This window comes from Nocardioides sp. Root151 (assembly GCF_001427925.1).
GTDB lineage: Bacteria > Actinomycetota > Actinomycetes > Propionibacteriales > Nocardioidaceae > Nocardioides.
Map to the genome: position 1 here is coordinate 164,220 of NZ_LMGG01000001.1, position 17,266 is coordinate 181,485.

17 protein-coding genes, 1 tRNA gene and 1 pseudogene are annotated in these 17,266 nt (G+C 68.2%); 7 read left to right on the forward strand and 12 right to left on the reverse strand.

The features are described from left to right. The first annotated feature begins 31 nt into the window (after positions 1 to 31). Together ASD66_RS00820 and ASD66_RS00825 are read left to right on the forward strand one after the other, a co-directional pair. Complete coding sequence (locus ASD66_RS00820; RefSeq protein ID WP_056889767.1) at positions 32 to 1,099, forward strand: DUF1214 domain-containing protein; 1,068 nt, start codon at positions 32 to 34, stop codon at positions 1,097 to 1,099. A 68-nt stretch (positions 1,100 to 1,167) separates the two neighbouring features. Next, positions 1,168 to 1,944 (forward strand): SDR family NAD(P)-dependent oxidoreductase, encoded by a 777-nt coding sequence (locus tag ASD66_RS00825; RefSeq protein WP_056889768.1) that lies wholly within the window; start codon positions 1,168 to 1,170, stop codon positions 1,942 to 1,944. Positions 1,945 to 2,086: 142 nt separating this feature from the next. Here ASD66_RS00825 and ASD66_RS00830 read toward each other — a convergent pair whose 3' ends face one another. Both ASD66_RS00830 and ASD66_RS00835 read right to left on the reverse strand, forming a co-directional pair. Beyond that, positions 2,087 to 2,278: a hypothetical protein gene (locus tag ASD66_RS00830; protein WP_235529993.1), complete on the reverse strand. Its 192-nt coding sequence runs from the start codon at positions 2,276 to 2,278 to the stop codon at positions 2,087 to 2,089. Then, positions 2,278 to 3,321 (reverse strand): NAD(P)/FAD-dependent oxidoreductase, encoded by a 1,044-nt coding sequence (locus ASD66_RS00835; RefSeq protein WP_235529919.1) that lies wholly within the window; start codon positions 3,319 to 3,321, stop codon positions 2,278 to 2,280. The genes ASD66_RS00830 and ASD66_RS00835 overlap by 1 nt, the downstream gene beginning before the upstream one ends. A 92-nt stretch (positions 3,322 to 3,413) precedes the next feature. Between ASD66_RS00835 and ASD66_RS00840 the strand changes: the two genes are divergently transcribed. From ASD66_RS00840 to ASD66_RS25670, 3 genes are all read left to right on the forward strand, one after another. Then, positions 3,414 to 4,052, forward strand: coding sequence for a helix-turn-helix domain-containing protein (locus ASD66_RS00840; protein WP_082599270.1), 639 nt, complete (start codon positions 3,414 to 3,416; stop codon positions 4,050 to 4,052). A 238-nt stretch (positions 4,053 to 4,290) separates the two neighbouring features. Next, positions 4,291 to 6,498, forward strand: coding sequence for an MMPL family transporter (locus tag ASD66_RS00845; protein ID WP_056889770.1), 2,208 nt, complete (start codon positions 4,291 to 4,293; stop codon positions 6,496 to 6,498). Beyond that, the gene (locus ASD66_RS25670; protein ID WP_162254235.1) at positions 6,495 to 6,809 is read left to right on the forward strand and encodes a hypothetical protein; all 315 of its coding nucleotides are present in this window, start codon (positions 6,495 to 6,497) and stop codon (positions 6,807 to 6,809) included. The genes ASD66_RS00845 and ASD66_RS25670 overlap by 4 nt, the downstream gene beginning before the upstream one ends. 120 nt (positions 6,810 to 6,929) lie before the next feature. On the opposite strand, the pseudogene ASD66_RS25675 reads toward ASD66_RS25670, so the two are convergent. From ASD66_RS25675 to ASD66_RS00890, 10 genes and pseudogenes are all read right to left on the reverse strand, one after another. Continuing rightward, a pseudogene (locus tag ASD66_RS25675) lies at positions 6,930 to 7,217 on the reverse strand (transposase); the annotation flags it as partial. After that, positions 7,214 to 8,056: an SDR family NAD(P)-dependent oxidoreductase gene (locus tag ASD66_RS00850; protein ID WP_056889771.1), complete on the reverse strand. Its 843-nt coding sequence runs from the start codon at positions 8,054 to 8,056 to the stop codon at positions 7,214 to 7,216. The gene ASD66_RS00850 and the pseudogene ASD66_RS25675, both read right to left, overlap by 4 nt. Before the next feature lie 36 nt (positions 8,057 to 8,092). Continuing rightward, positions 8,093 to 8,857 carry a glucose 1-dehydrogenase gene (locus ASD66_RS00855; protein ID WP_056889772.1) on the reverse strand — a complete coding sequence of 255 codons (765 nt, stop codon included), beginning with the start codon at positions 8,855 to 8,857 and terminating at the stop codon, positions 8,093 to 8,095. Beyond that, on the reverse strand, positions 8,854 to 9,477 hold the full coding sequence (locus ASD66_RS00860; protein ID WP_156388485.1) for a TetR/AcrR family transcriptional regulator: 624 nt from the start codon (positions 9,475 to 9,477) through the stop codon (positions 8,854 to 8,856). Before ASD66_RS00860 ends, ASD66_RS00855 begins: the two co-directional genes overlap by 4 nt. A gap of 201 nt (positions 9,478 to 9,678) precedes the next feature. Continuing rightward, positions 9,679 to 9,752: transfer RNA gene (locus ASD66_RS00865), tRNA-Met, on the reverse strand. Positions 9,753 to 9,799: 47 nt separating this feature from the next. Continuing rightward, positions 9,800 to 12,751 carry a UPF0182 family protein gene (locus tag ASD66_RS00870; protein WP_056889774.1) on the reverse strand — a complete coding sequence of 984 codons (2,952 nt, stop codon included), beginning with the start codon at positions 12,749 to 12,751 and terminating at the stop codon, positions 9,800 to 9,802. After that, positions 12,748 to 13,311: a PPA1309 family protein gene (locus ASD66_RS00875; protein WP_235529920.1), complete on the reverse strand. Its 564-nt coding sequence runs from the start codon at positions 13,309 to 13,311 to the stop codon at positions 12,748 to 12,750. The genes ASD66_RS00870 and ASD66_RS00875 overlap by 4 nt, the downstream gene beginning before the upstream one ends. After that, complete coding sequence (locus tag ASD66_RS00880; protein WP_056889775.1) at positions 13,308 to 14,360, reverse strand: PDZ domain-containing protein; 1,053 nt, start codon at positions 14,358 to 14,360, stop codon at positions 13,308 to 13,310. Before ASD66_RS00880 ends, ASD66_RS00875 begins: the two co-directional genes overlap by 4 nt. Positions 14,361 to 14,592: 232 nt before the next feature. Next, complete coding sequence (locus ASD66_RS00885; RefSeq protein ID WP_056889776.1) at positions 14,593 to 14,844, reverse strand: hypothetical protein; 252 nt, start codon at positions 14,842 to 14,844, stop codon at positions 14,593 to 14,595. Between the two features lie 61 nt (positions 14,845 to 14,905). After that, on the reverse strand, positions 14,906 to 15,343 hold the full coding sequence (locus ASD66_RS00890; protein WP_056687308.1) for a molybdenum cofactor biosynthesis protein MoaE: 438 nt from the start codon (positions 15,341 to 15,343) through the stop codon (positions 14,906 to 14,908). Between the two features lie 55 nt (positions 15,344 to 15,398). On the opposite strand from ASD66_RS00890, the gene ASD66_RS00895 reads away from it, so the two are divergent. Further along, on the forward strand, positions 15,399 to 16,718 hold the full coding sequence (locus ASD66_RS00895) for a zinc-dependent metalloprotease (RefSeq protein ID WP_056889777.1): 1,320 nt from the start codon (positions 15,399 to 15,401) through the stop codon (positions 16,716 to 16,718). Then, positions 16,715 to 17,266 carry an NUDIX hydrolase gene (locus ASD66_RS00900; protein WP_056889778.1) on the forward strand — a complete coding sequence of 184 codons (552 nt, stop codon included), beginning with the start codon at positions 16,715 to 16,717 and terminating at the stop codon, positions 17,264 to 17,266. Before ASD66_RS00895 ends, ASD66_RS00900 begins: the two co-directional genes overlap by 4 nt.

The window sequence follows — 17,266 nt, forward strand, 5'->3', positions numbered from 1 at the left end:
CTAGACAGCGTGAAACGACCAGGGAGATGACATGACGAACCCCATGTGGGACGAGTTCTGCGACAACCTTCGCGCAGCCGGGAACACGCTTGCGTCCGAGTCCGCACCGATGACCCCGTTGGACCAAGCCGAGGGGGTCCGCTATCTGATCCGGCTGCTCCGCAACGGGACGCTCACCAGCATCGAGCACAACGACCCGCGCTACCCGGTCTTCACCAACATCCTCGACCCGAACCTGCGCTGCAAGATCGGGGCTGACAACCCCGACAACATCTACATGAGTGCGCGCGTCTCTCCCGAGCACCGCTATCGCATCAGCGGGACCCCCGGAAACTCGACTGTGTTCAGCATCGGGTCGAAGAGCAAGCGCGACTGGAGCGAGGAGACCCAGGTCTCCCACGGCGAGATCGACGTGCACTCCCTCCCCCTCGACGACCAGGGCCGGTTCAGCTTCGTGGCCAGCAAGGAACAGCCCGCGTCGGGCCCCTGGCTCCCGTTGCCGGACGGCACCGACAAGCTCACCGGGCGGCAGAGCTTCGTCGACCACCCCAACAACGACCCCGCCCGGATCACCATCGAGCTCCTCGACGAGGAGGTCCCCTACGAACCACTCGACGTCGATGAGTTCGCCGACCAGCTCCGCGCCGCAACCCTCCAGGTGTCCGGCATCTCGAAGATCTTCGCCGAGTGGACCCGGTTGTTCATGACCCGTCCCCACGAGCTCCCCGACTGGGGCCAGGACCGGTTCCTCAACGCCGGTGGCGACCCGACGATCTTCTACCTCCACGGCTACTGGAACCTCGCCGAGGACGAGGCCTGGGTGATCGAGACCGAGGTGCCCGACTGTGAGTACTGGAACTTCGTGCTGCAGAACTGGTGGATGGAGTCGCTCGACTACGACCGCACCAACACCCACCTCAACAACCACACCGCGAAGCTCAACGCCGACGGCACCCTGACCATCGTGGTGGCGGCGAAGGACCCCGGCTACGGCAACTGGGTCAACACCGCCGGGCACGCCGAGGGCACGGCCCTGCTGCGCTGGGTCAAGGCAGGCGGCCACCACCCGATCCCGACCTGCACGGTGGTCAAGCTCTGACCCGCGCCCCGGGTCCCGGTGATCAGGACACACACCGGGATCCGGGGGCCCGACCCTAGAGTCCAGTCATGACGATCACCCTCGAAGACAAGGTCGCCGTGATCACTGCGGCGGGCCACGGAATCGGGCGCGCGAGTGCCCTCGAGTTCGCCGCTGCGGGCGCCACCGTGGTGCTGGGCGACCTGAACGGCGACACCGTCACCGCCGTGGCCGCCGAGGTGGAGGCGGTTGGCGGACGAGCCGTCGCGATGCAGTGCGACGTCACCTCCCACGAGCAGGTCGCCGCCCTCGTCACGACCGCGCACGACACCTTCGGTCGGCTCGACGTCCTCTTCAACCACGCCGGCGGCTCCCCCACGGGTCCGCTGCACGAGATCTCGGTCGAGGGCTTCCACCACATCGTCGACCTCAACCTCGGTTCGATGTTCTACGGAGTGCAGGCCGCGCTGCCGATCATGATCGAGCAGGGCGGCGGCACCATCGTGTCCACCACGTCCGGCGCCGGGCTCGGCGCCGTGCGCGGCCTCTCCGTCTACGGCGCCGCCAAGGCGGGCATGATCGCGCTCACCAAGAGCATCGCGGCCGAGTACGGCGGCCAGGGCATCCGCGCCAACGTCATCTCCCCCGGCTCGATGGACACCGCAGGGTTCCGCGGCTGGCTCGACTCGCTGCCCGGGTCAGACCAGGACTACTTCGAGCAGATCCCCTCGGGCCGACTCGGGGCGGCCGAGGACATCGCGAAGGTCGCATGCTTCCTGGCCAGCGACTACTCGGCGTACGTCAACGGCGTGACCGTGCCCGTCGACGGCGGCATCGTCGGGCTGCTGGCGGTCCCCCGCGTCTGACCCGCAGCTCGACTGACCCACAACACACCGCGGGCCGCGTGCCACCCGATACCGGCCGCATCCCTTGGCGATCCACCGCGCTGCAAAGTGAGTCGCCGCACGCGCCATCGAGGCCCTGCCCACCCGGAACAGGCAGGATGGATCAGGCGGTGATGCGGCGCTGGAGGATCAGAGTACGAATCCTGTGCAGGCGCGGCATCAAGGCGTAGATCACGATCGGTACGGCAACGGTCGTCAGGACAAATGTGCGCAGAACGCCAGGCAGGTCGGCGAGGGTGTCGCCCAGCATCAGGTTGATCACCGTCAGCGTCGGGAAGACGGCGACCCAGATCATCAGCGCCAATTGATGCTTGGTGGGCGGCGGGACCGGATTGACTCGATGGGCAGTCCGTGGGTTGGACATGGTGATGCTCCTCGGGTGGACGTGACGCGGCCAGAAGGCCGCTCGGGGCGGAAGGTCGCGACGGCGATCGGCAAGTCCTCATCGACCAGGTCGTTGTTGATCGCGATCGCTGCTGTCGAGCCTTCGCCGGCGGCAGTGATGACCTGGGCGCGCGGGTTGACGGCGTTTCCGGCGGCCCAGACGCCGGACACGCTGGTGCGGCCGGTCGCATCGGTGGCTACCCAACCATTGTCGTGGGTGGCGCACCCCAGGCTCACCAGCAGGTCGTCGTTGGGTAGGAAGTGGGGTCGGACGAACACGGCGGCACGCCGTACGACGTGGCCGGACTCGAGTTCGACCCCGGTCAGCTGGTCGTTCTCGACCACCAACCGGGTGACGGGCTCGTCGACGATGCCGATGGCGCGGGCGACGAACTGCTCACGCTGGTCGACGCTCAGCGCGGAGCCGTTGGCGAAGAACACGACGTCGGCAGACCATTCGCGGATCAGGTGCGCGTGGGCAACCGACTCGGTTGTGCCGCCGAGCACGCCAAGAGGTTGGTCGCGGACCTCCCAGCCGTGGCAGTACGGGCAGTGAAGCAGGTCGCGGCCCCACCGTTCACGTACGCCGGGGATGTCCGGGATCTCGTCGCGCAGCCCGGTCGTGACGAGCACACGCCTCGTGCGCAGCGTGCTTCCGCCCTCGAGCCTGACGTCGAACCAGCGCCGGTGGCCGTTGGCAGCTGACTTCCGACCAATGACGGCGATGTCGGTGACCCGATCCCGGATGAGATCTCCTCCGTAGCCAGTTACCTCCTCACGTCCTGCGCTCAGCAACTCCACGGGTGGGAGGCCGTCGGAGCCGAGGAAGCCCTGCATGTGCGCGGCGGGGGCGTTGCGCGGCTCGCCCGCGTCGACCACTGCGACGCGGCGGCGCGCGCGAGTGAGGACCAGGGCTGCTGAGAGGCCGGCGGCGCCTCCGCCGACCACCGCCACGTCGTATTCGTTCATACCAAGACAGTGAGCGCCCGGGACGCTCTGGGCAACGGTTGTTGCTGTTTCTGGGAACAGCGCGGTGCAATGGGACGGTGGCAGCGCCTCGGAACAACCCCACCAACGACGTCCCGGCCCGCACGGACCCGGGCGGCCCCGTTGCTGCGGCCCTTGACCTGGTCGGGCGCCGATTGCGACGGGTGCGTGAGCAGCGTGGCGTCACCCTCACCGAGGTCGCGCACGTGACCGGTATCTCCAAGAGCACGTTGTCGCGGCTGGAGAACGGGCAGCGGCGACCGAGCCTGGAGTTGCTCCTGCCGCTCGCACAGGCCTACCGGGTGCCGATCGACGACCTCGTCGGTGCACCGGATGTCGGCGACCCGCGTATCCGCTTGAAGCCGCGGCGCGTCAACGGCCGCACCGTGCTGCCCTTGACTCGGCCCGGCGGAATCCAGGCGTGGAAGATCGTGATCGCGACGTCCCAGTCGGAACCGAAGCTGCGCACACACGACGGCTTCGAGTGGCTCTACGTGTTGTCGGGGCGGATGCGGCTCGTGATGGGTGACCAGGACGTCATCCTGGGCGTCGGTGAAGCAGCCGAGTTCGACACGCTGGTGCCGCACTGGTTCGGCAGCACCGGGGAAGGTCCCGCGGAGGTGCTCAGCATCTTCGGTCGCCCCGGAGAGCGGGTGCACACGCACGGACAGCCCGGAACAGCCGAACCGGCGCACTAAGGGCTCGCGCGGCCGGTGCCGAACGGCGCTCTCTCGACTGGCAGCCAGTTCCGTTTTCCCCAGAAACAGGGCTGGCGTCCGGAGCAGGAGGCGAGGACGGTGGGGCGTATGAGCGACCGCACGGTCTGAACCATCGCTCCTCGGGAAGTCCTCGCTTGATCGGGGCAGCGCTTGGGCGCCGAACAGCTCGCATGGCGCGAGATTGCCCTTCACCCGTCCAGATCCTCTGGAGCTCATCATGCTGATTCGCCTCGCCGACCTCTGCTACCGAAGGCGTCGCCTGGTGGTGGTCGTGTGGCTCGCAGCGCTGCTCGGCGCGTTCGCCCTCGCCAGCGCCTTCTCGGGCGAGCTCAAGCAGGACTACCTGCAGCCAGGCTCGGAGTCCAAGGCCGCGTCCGACACACTGGCCCAAAGCTTCCCCCAGGCATCGGGCGACACGATCCAGGTCGTCGTCCATTCCGACTCCGGGGTGTCCTCGCCGGACGTCATGGCCCAGGCGGGGGCAATCTTCGCCACGGTCGCGACCAAGAAGCACGTGGTCGGCGTGGTCAGTCCATTCGCGGCCCAAGGCGCGCGCCAGATCTCCGCCGACGGGACGACGGCGTACGCCGAGGTCGCCCTCGACAAGACCCACTCGGACTTCACGATTCAAGAGGCCAAGGACCTGGTCGAACCGATCCTCGCCAGCGGCGACGACGACCTACAGGTCGAGGTGGGCGGCCAGGTCGCCCTCCTGTCCCAGACGGCCTCGGTCGGGACCGAGGCCATCGGCCTCATCGCCGCGGCCATCATCCTGCTGCTGGTCTTCGGCTCAGCCGTGGCCATGGGACTACCCCTGCTCACCGCACTGTTCGGCCTCGGCACCGCTCTGATGCTCGGCGAGATCCTCCGCCGGGTCGTCGACGTCCCTGACTGGGCCCCACCCACCGCCGCCATGGTCGCCCTCGGTGTCGGCATCGACTACGCGCTGCTCATCGTCACCCGGTTCCGATCCAGCCTCGCCGAGGGACAGGAGCCGCGCCGGGCCACGCTCAACGCCATAGCGACGGCCGGACGAGCCGTCGTCTTCGCCGGACTGGTCGTCATCGTCTCGATGCTCGGCATCCTTCTCGTCGGCCAAGCGGCACTGGACGGCTTCGCCTTCACCGTCTCCCTGGCCGTAATGATCACCATGGCGGCCTCACTCACCTTGCTGCCGGCGATGCTCGGTTTCGCCGGACGCAACATCGAACGCCTCCACGTCCCCTTCGTCGGCAGGAGCCCACGGACGGACGCCCTCTCACGTTGGCACCGCTGGAGCCGGTTCATCCAGCGACGCCCCTGGATCGCCGCCATCGGATCGCTGGCGGTCCTGCTCGCGCTCGCCGCACCGTTCCTCGGCATCCGCTTCGCCTTCCCCGACGCGCAGAACGACCCAGCCTCCTTCACCACGCACAAGGCCTACAACCTCCTCGCCGAAGGCTTTGGCCCGGGCTTCTCGGCACCCCTTCTCCTCACCGTCCAGGGAGCTTCTGGCGATCAGCTGCTGAGCGAGACCGGCGCACTGGCCGACGATCTCGCCGAGGTGGCGGGCGTGGCCCAGGTCTCCCCTGCGTCCATCAACGAAGCGGGTGACACCGCTGTGCTCGGTGTGGTCGCCACCACCTCGCCCCAGGACAAAGCCACCGAAGACCTCGTCGACACCCTCCGCGACACGGCCATTCCGGACGCAACCGCGGGCACCGACCTCGCCGTCGAGGTCGGTGGCCCGACGGCAGTGAACCTCGACGTCACTCGCGGCGTCGCCGACCGGCTCCCCCTCTTCTTCGGCGGCGTCCTGTTGGTCTCGTTCCTGCTCCTGATGCTGGTCTTCCGCTCCCTCGTGGTCCCGCTCAAGGCCGTCGTCATGAACCTGCTCGCCAGCGCGGCGGCCTTCGGCGTGCTGACACTCGCGGTCAGCGGCGGACCGCTCGGCGACCTGGTCGGCATCCCCGAGCGGACGCCGGTTCCGATCCTGCTGCCCCTCGGGATCTTCGCGATCCTCTTCGGCCTCTCGATGGACTATGAGGTCTTCCTGATCTCGCGGATCAAGGAGGAGTACGACAAACACGGCGACAACGCGCTTGCCGTGGCCGACGGACTCGCCAAGTCCGCACGAGTCATCACTGCCGGCGCCGCCGTCATGGTCTCGGTGTTTCTCTCCTTCGTCCTGGGCAAGGACGTCTTTGGGAAGATGTTCGGCATCGGCCTCGCCTCCGCGGTCCTCATCGACGCCACGATCGTCCGCATGGTGCTTGTCCCGGCAACCATGGAGCTGCTCGGCGATCGCAACTGGTGGCTACCCGGCTGGCTCGACCGGCTACTCCCCCATGTCCACGCCGAGGGCCACGACGTCACCGACGACGAAGTCCAGATTCCCGACGACATCGACCGAGAGCCCCCAGTCGCGGCAGGAGCCGGCGCATGAGGACCATCGAGCACACGATCGACACCCCACACCGACAACCGAGCTCTGGGACGTACTGGTCGCGACCGACCGTTTTTGCGAGTGGAACCCCTCGATTCCCCGGCGCGCGCGTCGAGATCGAAGGTCGTGATGATCACGATGGCCAGGGGGTTCTCGGCGCCTGGGCCAGCGAGCTGGCGGGTGGCCTCGACGCCGTCGATGCCGGGCATCCGAATGTCGAAGAGGCAGACGTCGGGACGCAGCTCGCGTGCGAGCTCACCGCGTTCGAGCGTCTCCCGGGCGCGACGCCGGGTGCCGGGCCGCGTCGTTGACCATCGTTCGATAGACGATGTCGGACAGCCGTCGTGTGAGCAGACGCACGGACCCACTCGAGGTCTTCCCGCGGGCCTTGGTGCGGTCGAAGAGCGCACGCCCTTCGTGTCGCGACGCAACTTCGCGACGGCCATGATGTGCAGGACCCGCTTGATCTGTCGGCTCCCACCGCGTGACAGCCGGTGCCGGACGTTGTCACCCGACGATGCGTCGATCGGTGCGGTCCCGGTCCACGACACGACGTGGTTCTTGTCCGGGAACCGGGACCGGGCGCCTGGACCGGGCGCCTGGACCGAGCCTCGCCAGACACCGGTCCTGAGATCAATGAACCAAGTTGCCGCAATGTGCGACGACGAAGCCGCGGCCAGGTGGACACTGACCGTGGCTTCGTCGTCTGACGGACTCAGAGTTGCTGGTCGGAGAGCTGGGGGGCGCTCTGGCTGCGAAGCCCCTCTGCCCGCGCGTTCATGATTCCAGCGCTCATCTCCGGGTGCGTGTGCAAGTAGAACTTGCCGGCGGCAGCGTGGGTGAAGATCTGCTCGGCTGCCTCGCTGGCCGGCATGGCGACTTCCTTGGAGGCAAGCATGGCCTGACGCTCTGCTGATCCGGCCTCGCTGTCTCCCGTCTCCGTGCCGCCGGCGCGATCGAAGATCTGGCTGACGACCGGGCCTGGCACGACCACGGCGACCCGAATGTCGTGTCCGGCCGCGTCGATCTCCAACTTGAGGCACTGGGTCAAGGCGAGCACGGCGTGCTTGGAGACGATGTAGGACGCCTGCCGAGGAGCGACGCCGAAACCGCCAATCGAGGAGACGTTCCAGATGTTCGCCGGCACACCGGCCGCGGCCATCCGCGGAACCAGTGCACGGATGCCGTTGAAGACCCCGGTCACGTTGATGTCCAGCAGACGCCGCCAGTTCTCCACCGGCGTCTCCCACAGGTAGCCGAACTGCTCGATGCCTGCGTTGTTGATGCCCAGCGTGACTGGCCCCAACTCCTCGTAGGCACGGGCGACGAACTCGTCCATGGAGGTGGCATCACGAACGTCGGTGTGTACCGCTATCGCCTCAGTGCCCGCACTGCGCAGGTCGGCGGCCACCGCTTCGGCAGCGGCGAGATCGATGTCGCCGATCGCAATCTTCATGCCCAAGGTGGCGCCATACCGTGCCATCCCCTCGCCCACGCCCGAGGCACCACCTGTCACCGTCATCACGCCGCCACCGAACACCGACTCGTTGTCACTCATTGCTGCTCCTTCCTCTCTGTCAACCGTCTTGCCATTTCACTGACCCATGACGTACTCGACGGTGGGACCAGCGGTCCAGCCGCCGTCCACGGCGAGCTCTGCACCCGTCGTGTACGAAGCAGCGTCGGAGAGCAGGTAGGTGACCGCTCCGACGAGTTCCTCGGGCTTTCCCACACGCCGATACGGGTTGTTGGGAAATGCCCCCTCGTCCGGGACGAGGCCGATGGAGGCGGTCATGGGTGTGAGCACCATGCCGGGGTGCACGGAGTTGACGCGGATCCTCTCGCGCCCCAACTCCACGGCGGCAACCTTGGTCAGTCCGCGGACTCCCCACTTGGCGGCCCCGTACCCGCTGGTCAAGGCCAGACCGATGAGGCCCGCCGCCGACGAGATGTTGACGATGGACCCTCCCCCCGCGCGACGCATCGCGGGCACAGCGAAGTGCATGCCGGTGTGCACGGAGACGAGGTTGAGCTGGATGATGCGCTGGAACGAGTCGAGGGGTTCATCGACGACTGGGGTGCCCGATGCGGTGACGCCGGCATTGTTGACGAGCCCGTCCAGACGGCCGAAGTGCTCCTCCGTCTGGGCCACCACCCGCTCCCAGTTGTCGGCGTCGGTGACGTCGAGGTGCAGGAAGAGCGCGTCGGGCCCGAGGTCCTTCGCCACGGCGCTGCCTTCGACGTCGAGGAGGTCGCCGATGACGACCCTGCCCCCCTCGCGCACGATCCCGCGAGCGAACGCCTCGCCGAGGCCTCTGGCTCCACCGGTGACGATGACGACCTTGTCCTTCAGATTCATGGTGTGATTCCTTCCTTCGGGGCAGCGCCCCGTGTGTTGGTCTGCTTCTCGCGCAGCAGGGGCTGTCGCCGGATCGCTTCGGCGGCCTGGTTCGCGGCGTCGGTCGCGCTGAGACCGGAGCGCACGATGCCCCGCATCGCAGTGACGGCCAACGAGGTCGCCTGGTCCGCGGCGATGCGCGCCTCGAAACTGTCCGTGGGAACGCCGAGTGCGCTGGCCAGGGGTTCGACGAGACTGGCTGCTGTGTCGTCGTTGATCTCCAGCCAGATCCTGCGGTAGGCGGGTGCCTCGACGAGGAGGCGAGCCAACTCGCCGTCGGGGGCGGAGTCCTTTGCGTACGCGACCGCGAACGCAACTGTGACAACGGCCAGCAGCGAGCTGTCCCCACCGTTGCCGCATCGAGAACTGACCTCCGACACGAAACGCCGATATCCGTCCTCGAGAAGGGGACGTATGCACTCTGCCTTGGTCTGGAAGCAGCGGAAGAACGTGCGCTCCGAGAGCCCCGATGCCGCCACGAGCGTCTTCGTGGATGCACCGGCACCATCCCGCGCGAGCACCTGCGCACAACGACGGGACACCTCGAGCAGAGTCTCCGCTGACATCGGTGGGCGTGGCATGGTTTCAACACTACCAATTGTGCGGGTTGCTGCCATTACGTTGGGCAGAGGTCGGCCGGGAACCGCAAAGAGAGCCGACCGTCGGACACCTGGGCGAGTCTGGCCGGACGCCGGCCCTCGCAAAGCGGGCACGATCCGGAACGGCTCAAATGACAAGTGGCCCTCGATCTGCGTTTCCGCAGATCGAGGGCCACTCTTTTGTAGCGGGGGCAGGATTTGAACCTGCGACCTCTGGGTTATGAGCCCAGCGAGCTACCGAGCTGCTCCACCCCGCGCCGGTGAACAGAACCTTACGCGAGGGCATGAGCAGATTCAAAATCGGCTACTCGTCGGCCTTCTTCTCGGTCTTCTGCTCCTGCTCCGACGCGCTCTGGTCGGAGAGTTCCAGGGCTTCTGCCACCAGTTCCTCGGCCCGCTTCGTCGCCGCGGCGTACTTCTGCAGGTTGCCGTCGGCCAGGGCCGCGTTGGCGTCCTTGAACTCCTGGTCGGCGTCGGTGAGCAGCTCACGGATCTGTTCGTCGACGGTGCCAGTGGGCTGCCCCGGGTCTCCTGTTCCCGGGGTCGGATCCGCGTCGAGCTCGACGTCGAGCACCTTCGCCACCGCCTCGGCGACGGTCTGCCCGATCGCGGTCTTCTCCCCGAAGGACACCAGCACCTGGCGCAGCACCGGGTAGTTGGCGGTGCTGGTTCCCTGGCGCACGGCGTAGACCGGTTGCACGTAGAGCAGGCTCTCGCCGACGGGCAATGTGAGCAGGTTGCCATTGAGGATCCGCACGTTCGAGTTGCGGGTCAGCGCCTCGAGCTGGCGCTGGATCTCGTCGTTGGAGCCGAAGCGGTTGGCGGCCAGGCCGGGTCCGTCGACAGCCTTGCCGCTCGGCAGCTCGAGGACCTGGATCTTGCCGTAGGAGTCGAGCGACGCGTCGCTGCCGACGGACACGAACGCGGCCAGGTTCTGCCGGCCGTTGGGCACGTAGGCCGACGTCAACGAGAACGTCGGGTCCGCGCCGCGGCCCGGCGTACGCACCGAGAGGCGGTACGGCGGTTGAAGGTTGCCCTGCGAGTTCGGGTCCTCCGGCACCACCCAGCGGGCCTTGCCCTCGTAGAAGGTGTCGGCGTCCTCGACGTGGTAGGCACCGAGCTGGTAGCGCTGCACCTTGAAGAGGTCCTCGGGGTAGCGCATGTGCTCGAGAAGGTCGGCCGGGATCTCGTCGCGGTCCTTGACCGTGCCGGGGAACGCCTTGCGCCAGGCCTCCAGCAGCGGGTCCTCCTCGTCCCAGGCGTAGAGCGTGACGCTGCCGTCATACGCATCGACGACGGCCTTGACCGCGTTGCGCATGTAGTTGATCTCGTCGGTCGGCAACGTGCGGAACTCGTTGCCGTCGTCGAGGGAGTCGCTGGTCATGTCCTCGAAGGAACCGCGCTCGGACTGGGGGTACTGGTCGGTCGTCGTGTAGCCGTCGAGCAGCCACACGACCTTGCCGTCCACCACGGCCGGGAACGGGTCGGCGTCCACGGTCAGCCAGGGCGCGACCTTCTCGACCATCTTTCGCGGGTCGCGGTCGTAGAGGATCTTGGAGTTCTTGTTGACCCGGCCGGAGAGCACGATGTTGGGCTCACCGAACTTCCACGCGTACATCACCTTGCGGAACGTGTTGTTGACCTTCACACCACCCTTTCCGTCGTAGGTGTTGCGCGCGCCACCGGTCTCGGAGTCGTCGGGCAGGTTGAGCTCGACGTCCTCGGAGTCGTCGCCGGCCTTGCCGACGATGGAGTACTCGGGGCTCTTCTCGCCGTAGTAGATCGCGCCGCGATAACCGCCGGGTGCCATCTTCGACAGCTCACCCGTCGGCGGCAGTGACTGCTCCACCCACTCCGGCTTGTCACCGGTGGACTGCGTGTCGTTGTCGATGCCGCGCTGGTTGCCGAACGCCGCGATCACGCCGTACCCGTGGGTGTAGACCGTGTGCAGGTTGGACCAGTTCTTGGCGTCGTCGGGCAGGCCGTCCTGGTTGAGCTCGCGCACACCGATGACGACGTCGCGCGTCTGGCCACCGATCTTGTAGCGGTCGACGTCGAGGACATCGGCCACCGTGTAGTAGCCCTTCTCCTGCTGCAGCTGCTCGAACGTGGCACGCACCAGAGCCGGGTCGAGGAGGCGGATCTCCTTGGTGTTGGCCAGCTCGGCCGCCTGCTGGGCCGGGCTCAGGTCGGTCTCGCCCTTGAAGTCCTCGACCGCCACGTCCTCCAGGTCGTACGCCGCTCGCGTGGCGTCGATGTTCTTCTGGATGTAGGGCTCTTCCTTCTGCGCCTGCGAGGGCGAGACCTGGAACTGCTGCACGATGCCGGGCCAGATCAGGCCGAGCAGGATCGCGGAGAGCGCCAGGAGGCTGATGCCCACTGTCGGCAGCAACCACGTGCGTCGTACGACGTTGGCGAAGAACAGCACCGCGCAGATCAGGGCGATGAACATCAGGATGTTCTTCGCCGGAAGCACCGCATGGTCGTCGGCGTACCCGATGCCGGTCATCAGCGACCCGGACTCGTTGAGCAGGTCAAAGCGGTCGAGGTAGTAGTCGAGGCCCTTGACCAGGACGAACAGGCCGAGCAACAGCGAGAGCTGGGCAGCGGCCGGCCCGGAGAAACGGTCCTGCGCCGACTGCAGCCGGATGCCGCCGTAGAGGTAGTGCACCACCGCGGCACCGAGCAGCGTCACCACGAGGACGGCCATGGTGAAGTCGACGACGAAGTGCAGCCACGGCAGGTCGAAGATGTAGAACCCGATGTCCTTGTGGAAGTAGGGGTCCTCCTTGCCGAAGGAGCCACCGTTGCGCCAGAGCATGTACTCGCGCCACTTGCCGGAGGCGGTGGCACCGGCGAAGGCCCCGATGGCCAGGGAGACGCCGACCAGCAGCAGGACGCGGATCGGGTTGATCGCCTCGCGGTAGCGGTCGAGGCTGACCTGCTCGGGCGAGGCGGGGCGGAAGATGGGGCGGTACCTGAACGCGGCACCGAGGTTGATCCCGACGGCGAGAGCCATCACCAGTCCGAAGACCAGGAAGAGCCCGATGCGGGTGCGCACGAGCGTGGTGAAGACCGAGCTGTAACCGGTGGAGCTGAACCAGAGGCGCTCGGTCCAGAACGCGGTGAAGCCGGTGAACGCCAGGAACAGCGCGATCACCACTGCCAGGGTGATCCACAGCGCCCGTGCCCGCGAGGGCCGGCGCGGCTCCTCGGTGCGGGTCTCTTCGTCGCCGTCGTCGTACATGTCGCTCATGACCGCATCTCCTCGTCGGGGTCGACCTCGAGGGTCGCCCGCAACAACTCCACCAGCTCAGGGACAAGTTCATTGCCGCCGACGACCGACTGGTCGTCGTCGTGTGCGCGCAGTCGCAGGGCGCAGTACGTCGCGCCGGCCCGGGTGACGCCGGCGACGATGCGCACCTCCTGGCGATCGGGGTGCTCGGCCGCGAAGGCCTGGGCCTCGGCCGCGTCGTCGGGGATCTGGCCGTCCGCGCTCGGTGGGAGGACCAGCCGCTCCACGACGGCGGCGCAGCCGTGCACGGTGTCGGGCCACACGATCGAGGAGAGCACGGTCTCGAACGGCGTGGCCCCGTCGACCTCCTGCTCGATCGGGGTGAAGGATCCTTCGGCGCTCGACTCGTCGAGCCCCATCGCCGCCGCGAGGGCCGGCTCCTTCTCGACCAGCACGGCGGTCTCGACGAGCGCGTAGAGGCGGGACTTCTGGTCCCACCCGTCGACGGCGGCATGCGACTCGATCTCGAGCACGGCCGCGGCCAGGGCCGGGTCGGGAAGCTCGCCGTCGATCTCGCTCACTTGGACTCCTTCTCGCACGAGGGCAGGTCGGCATCGGGGTCTGCGACCCACGTCTTGATCGACGCGATCGCGTCCTTGAGGGTCTTCACGCGAATCAGCTGTACGTCGCCGCGCTCGGCGCCCAACGCCTCTTCACAGTTGTCGGATGGCACCAGGAACACCTGCGCCCCCGCGTCACGCACGGCCGGGATCTTCTGCTGGATGCCGCCGATCGGACCGACCTCGCCGTCGGCCGTGATCGTGCCGGTGCCGGCGATGTGGTGCCCACCGGTCAACGAGCCGGGAGTCAGGGTGTCGTAGATCGCCAGGGAGAACATCAGCCCGGCGCTCGGTCCGCCGATCTTGGGGTCGATGTTGATCGACACGTCGAACGGGAACGTGTAGCCGGCGTTGGGCAGGATCCCGATCCGCAGCCGGCCGTCGTCCTTCACCGGAGTGATGTCGACGCTGACCTTCTTGCGATCGCGGAGCACCACGAACTTCACCGGCTCATCGGCCTTGTGCTGGTTGATCAGCTCCCCCACCTTGGCCGGGTCGCTGATCCTGGTGCCGTCGACGGACAGGATCCGGTCGCGCACCTGAAGCTTGCCCTCGGCCGGGAGGCCCTTCTCGACGGTGTAGACCTCGACGGCCGGCTTGATCGTGTAGCCCATCTCCCGCAGGGACGCGGCGATCGCGTCGTCCTGCGAGGTCGTCATCATGTACGCCGACTCCTGCTGGTTCGACTCGCTGGTCTCGTCCTCGTCGTAGACGGCGGAGTAGGGCTGCACCGCGTCGTCGCCACTGAGCCAGGCCTGGATCGCGGTGAACACGCTGACCGAGTCGCCCGCGCGGGTCACCGACACGGTGGTCATCCGCAGCTCGCCGTCGTCGTAGAACGCCTTGTGCCCGTTGACCTGGATGCGCTCCTGGCCACCGGCCTCGGAGAGCATGTCGACGCTCACGCCCGGGGTGAAGGTCACGTAGGGCACGGGCACGATGGCCGCGGTCAGCCACAACCCCACCATCAGGGGGACGGAGATCGCGATCGCGAGCGTGCGCCGGGTCATGCCGCCAACCTTCTCATCCGCGCGAAATGCGCTCGCCGCGAGGAGGGTGCTGAACGATTCGGCCGTCGCGAGCGTCGTCTGGTGCGTGCGATGGCAAGGCGGAGGAGGGAAGGCGCGGCAGCGCCGCGTTGACCGACGAGAACGCAGCCAGTGTGCGCGCCGGCGGCGCGCAGTAGGCCATGATTGTTCAGCAGTCTCCCAGGGCGTGACGCCCGAAGGATGCTGGCCACTCCTAGGCCGAACGGCGGTCGTCCCGGCTGCCCGAGGGGCGAACCGCGATCCCGGTGCTGCGATCGCGAGGCCGGGTCGAGGCCGGTCCGGGCCGGGTCATCGCGGGGTGGTCCTTGTGCAGGGCGCGGGCGAGACGCTCCACCGCGACGTCGCGGTCGACCTCACCGCGACCCTCGCGACCGAGCCAGTTCACCCAGAGCATCGCGAGCACCGTCACCACTGCCGGGGGTGCCAGCCACCACAAGATCTCCACACCCCAACTCTCGCACGCGCATGCGGATGATCCCCGAAGGCACGAGCGACCGCGGACCTTTCTACGGGGAGCCGACCCACTCCTGGTCGCCGTCGGTGAAGACCTGGTGCTTCCAGATCGGCACCTCGGCCTTGAGCTGGTCGATCAGCGCCCGCGAGGCGACGTACGCCGAGTCGCGGTGAGCGGAGGCCGCAGCCACGATGACTGCAGCATCGCCGATCGCCAGGGACCCGATCCGGTGCACCGCGGAGACCGCGATCACGTCGTGCTCGGCGGCCACGGCGGCACAGACCTCGCGCAGCCGGTCGAGGGCGCTCGGGTGTGCGGCGTACTCCAGGCGGGTCACGCCCCGGCCCCCGTCGTGGTCACGGACCCGACCGACGAAGAGGTTGAGCCCACCCGCCGCGTCGTCCTCGATGCTGGCCAGCACCTCGTCGACGTCCAGCGCTTCTTCGCGCAGTGCAACGAGGCGCACGCGTTCGCCCTCAGCAGAAGCCATGGACCAAACACTAGTAGGCCCTTGGCAGCCACCAGCGACCGAGTAGTTTGGAGGCATGACTGACGACCCCGGCGACCAGCCCGAGAACCCCTTCAAGGGCACGCCGTTCGAGCAATTCTTCGGCGCGGGCGGCATGTCCGGCATGCCTGACCTGGCCGGACTGATGAACCAGATGCAGGCGATGATGGCGCCCCACGAGGGCTCGGTGAACTGGACCCTCGCCGGCGACATCGCCCGGCGGGCGGTGGCCGAGAACCCCGACCCGACGCCCTCGCAGCGCGAGACCGATGCGGTCGCCGACGCCGTCCGGCTGGCCGACCACTGGCTCGACGAGGCGTGCGAGTTCCCCTCCGGCGTGCAGTCGACCGCCGCGTGGAGCCGCGCCGAGTGGGTCGAGTCGACCCGCGAGGTGTGGAAGGTGCTGGTCGACCCGGTCGCCGAGCACGTCGTGGCCGCCATGGGCAACGCCCTCCCGACGGAGGCCCGCGAGATGGCCGGCCCGCTGATGGGCATGCTCGGCAAGTTCGGCGGCGCCATGTTCGGCAGCCAGGTCGGTGCCGCCCTCGGTGGCCTGGCCAGCGAGGTGCTGACCGCCTCCGACATCGGGCTCCCCCTCGGGCCTCCGGGACGCGCTGCCCTCGTGCCGCTCAACATCGAGGCCTTCGCCGAAGGGTTGAACGTGCCGGCCGACGACGTACGCCTCTATCTCGCGTTGCGCGAGGCCGCCCACCAGCGGCTCTTCGCCCACGTGCCGTGGCTGCGTGAGCACCTGATCTCGGCCGTGGCCGACTACGGGCGCGGCATCGCGATCGACACCGAGGGCATCGAGGAGCAGATGCGCAACCTCAACCCCACCGACCCGACCGGCATCCAGGAAGCCCTCGAGGGCGGCCTGTTCGAGCCCAGGAAGACGCCCGCCCAGGAGGCCGCCCTGCTGCGCCTCGAGACCACGCTCGCCCTGGTCGAAGGCTGGGTCGACGAGGTCGTGGGCCAAGCCACCGCCGAGCGCATGCCGACCGCGTCGAAGATGCAGGAGGCCGTACGCCGCCGCCGCGCCGCGGGTGGTCCGGCCGAGGACACCTTCGCCGCCCTCGTGGGCCTGGAGCTGCGTCCGCGTCGCCTCCGCGATGCGTCCACCCTGTGGGGTTCGCTGCGTTCCCGACACGGCACCGACGGCCGTGACTCGGTGTGGCTGCACCCCGACCTGCTGCCCACGGCCGCCGACCTCGATGACCCGCTGGGCTTCCGCGAAGAGGTGGCCGAGCCGCTGACGCCGTCCGGCGACGACTTCGACGCCGAGCTGGCCAAGCTGCTCGACGAGGGCACGGAGGGCGACGCCAGCGGCGAGCCCGGTGCCGACGACCCCAAGGAGTGAGCCGGCTGCACGCCGACGCCGAGCGCGTGCTCGGCGGCTGGACGGCGCCCGACGATCATCAGGAGCGCCACCGCCGCAGGTTCCTGCACCACTTGGCGCAGCACCCCGACGGCATGGCACGGGAGTGCTTCCCCGACCACCTCACCGCCGGCGCACTCGTCCTCTCCGCTGACGGCACCGAGGTGCTGCTCAACCTGCACGGCAAGGCGAAGCGCTGGTTCGCCTTCGGTGGCCACTGTGAGGCCATCGACCAGACCCTGGCCGGGGTCGCGCACCGCGAGGCCCTCGAGGAGTCGGGCCTTCCCCGGCTCGACTTCGACCCGGTGCCGGTGATGCTCGACGAGCACGCAGTGCCGTTCTGCGACCCGCGCGGCACGGTTGCCCACCTCGACGTGCGGTACGTCGCGGTCGCGCCGGCGGGGGTCGGTCACGCCGCGAGTGAGGAGTCCCTCGACGTGCGGTGGTGGCCGGTCGACGCACTCCCCGACGGGCTCGAGGGCGACATGCACCGCCTGGTGGCCCTGGCCCGGGCGCGGGTGCTGGGCTGA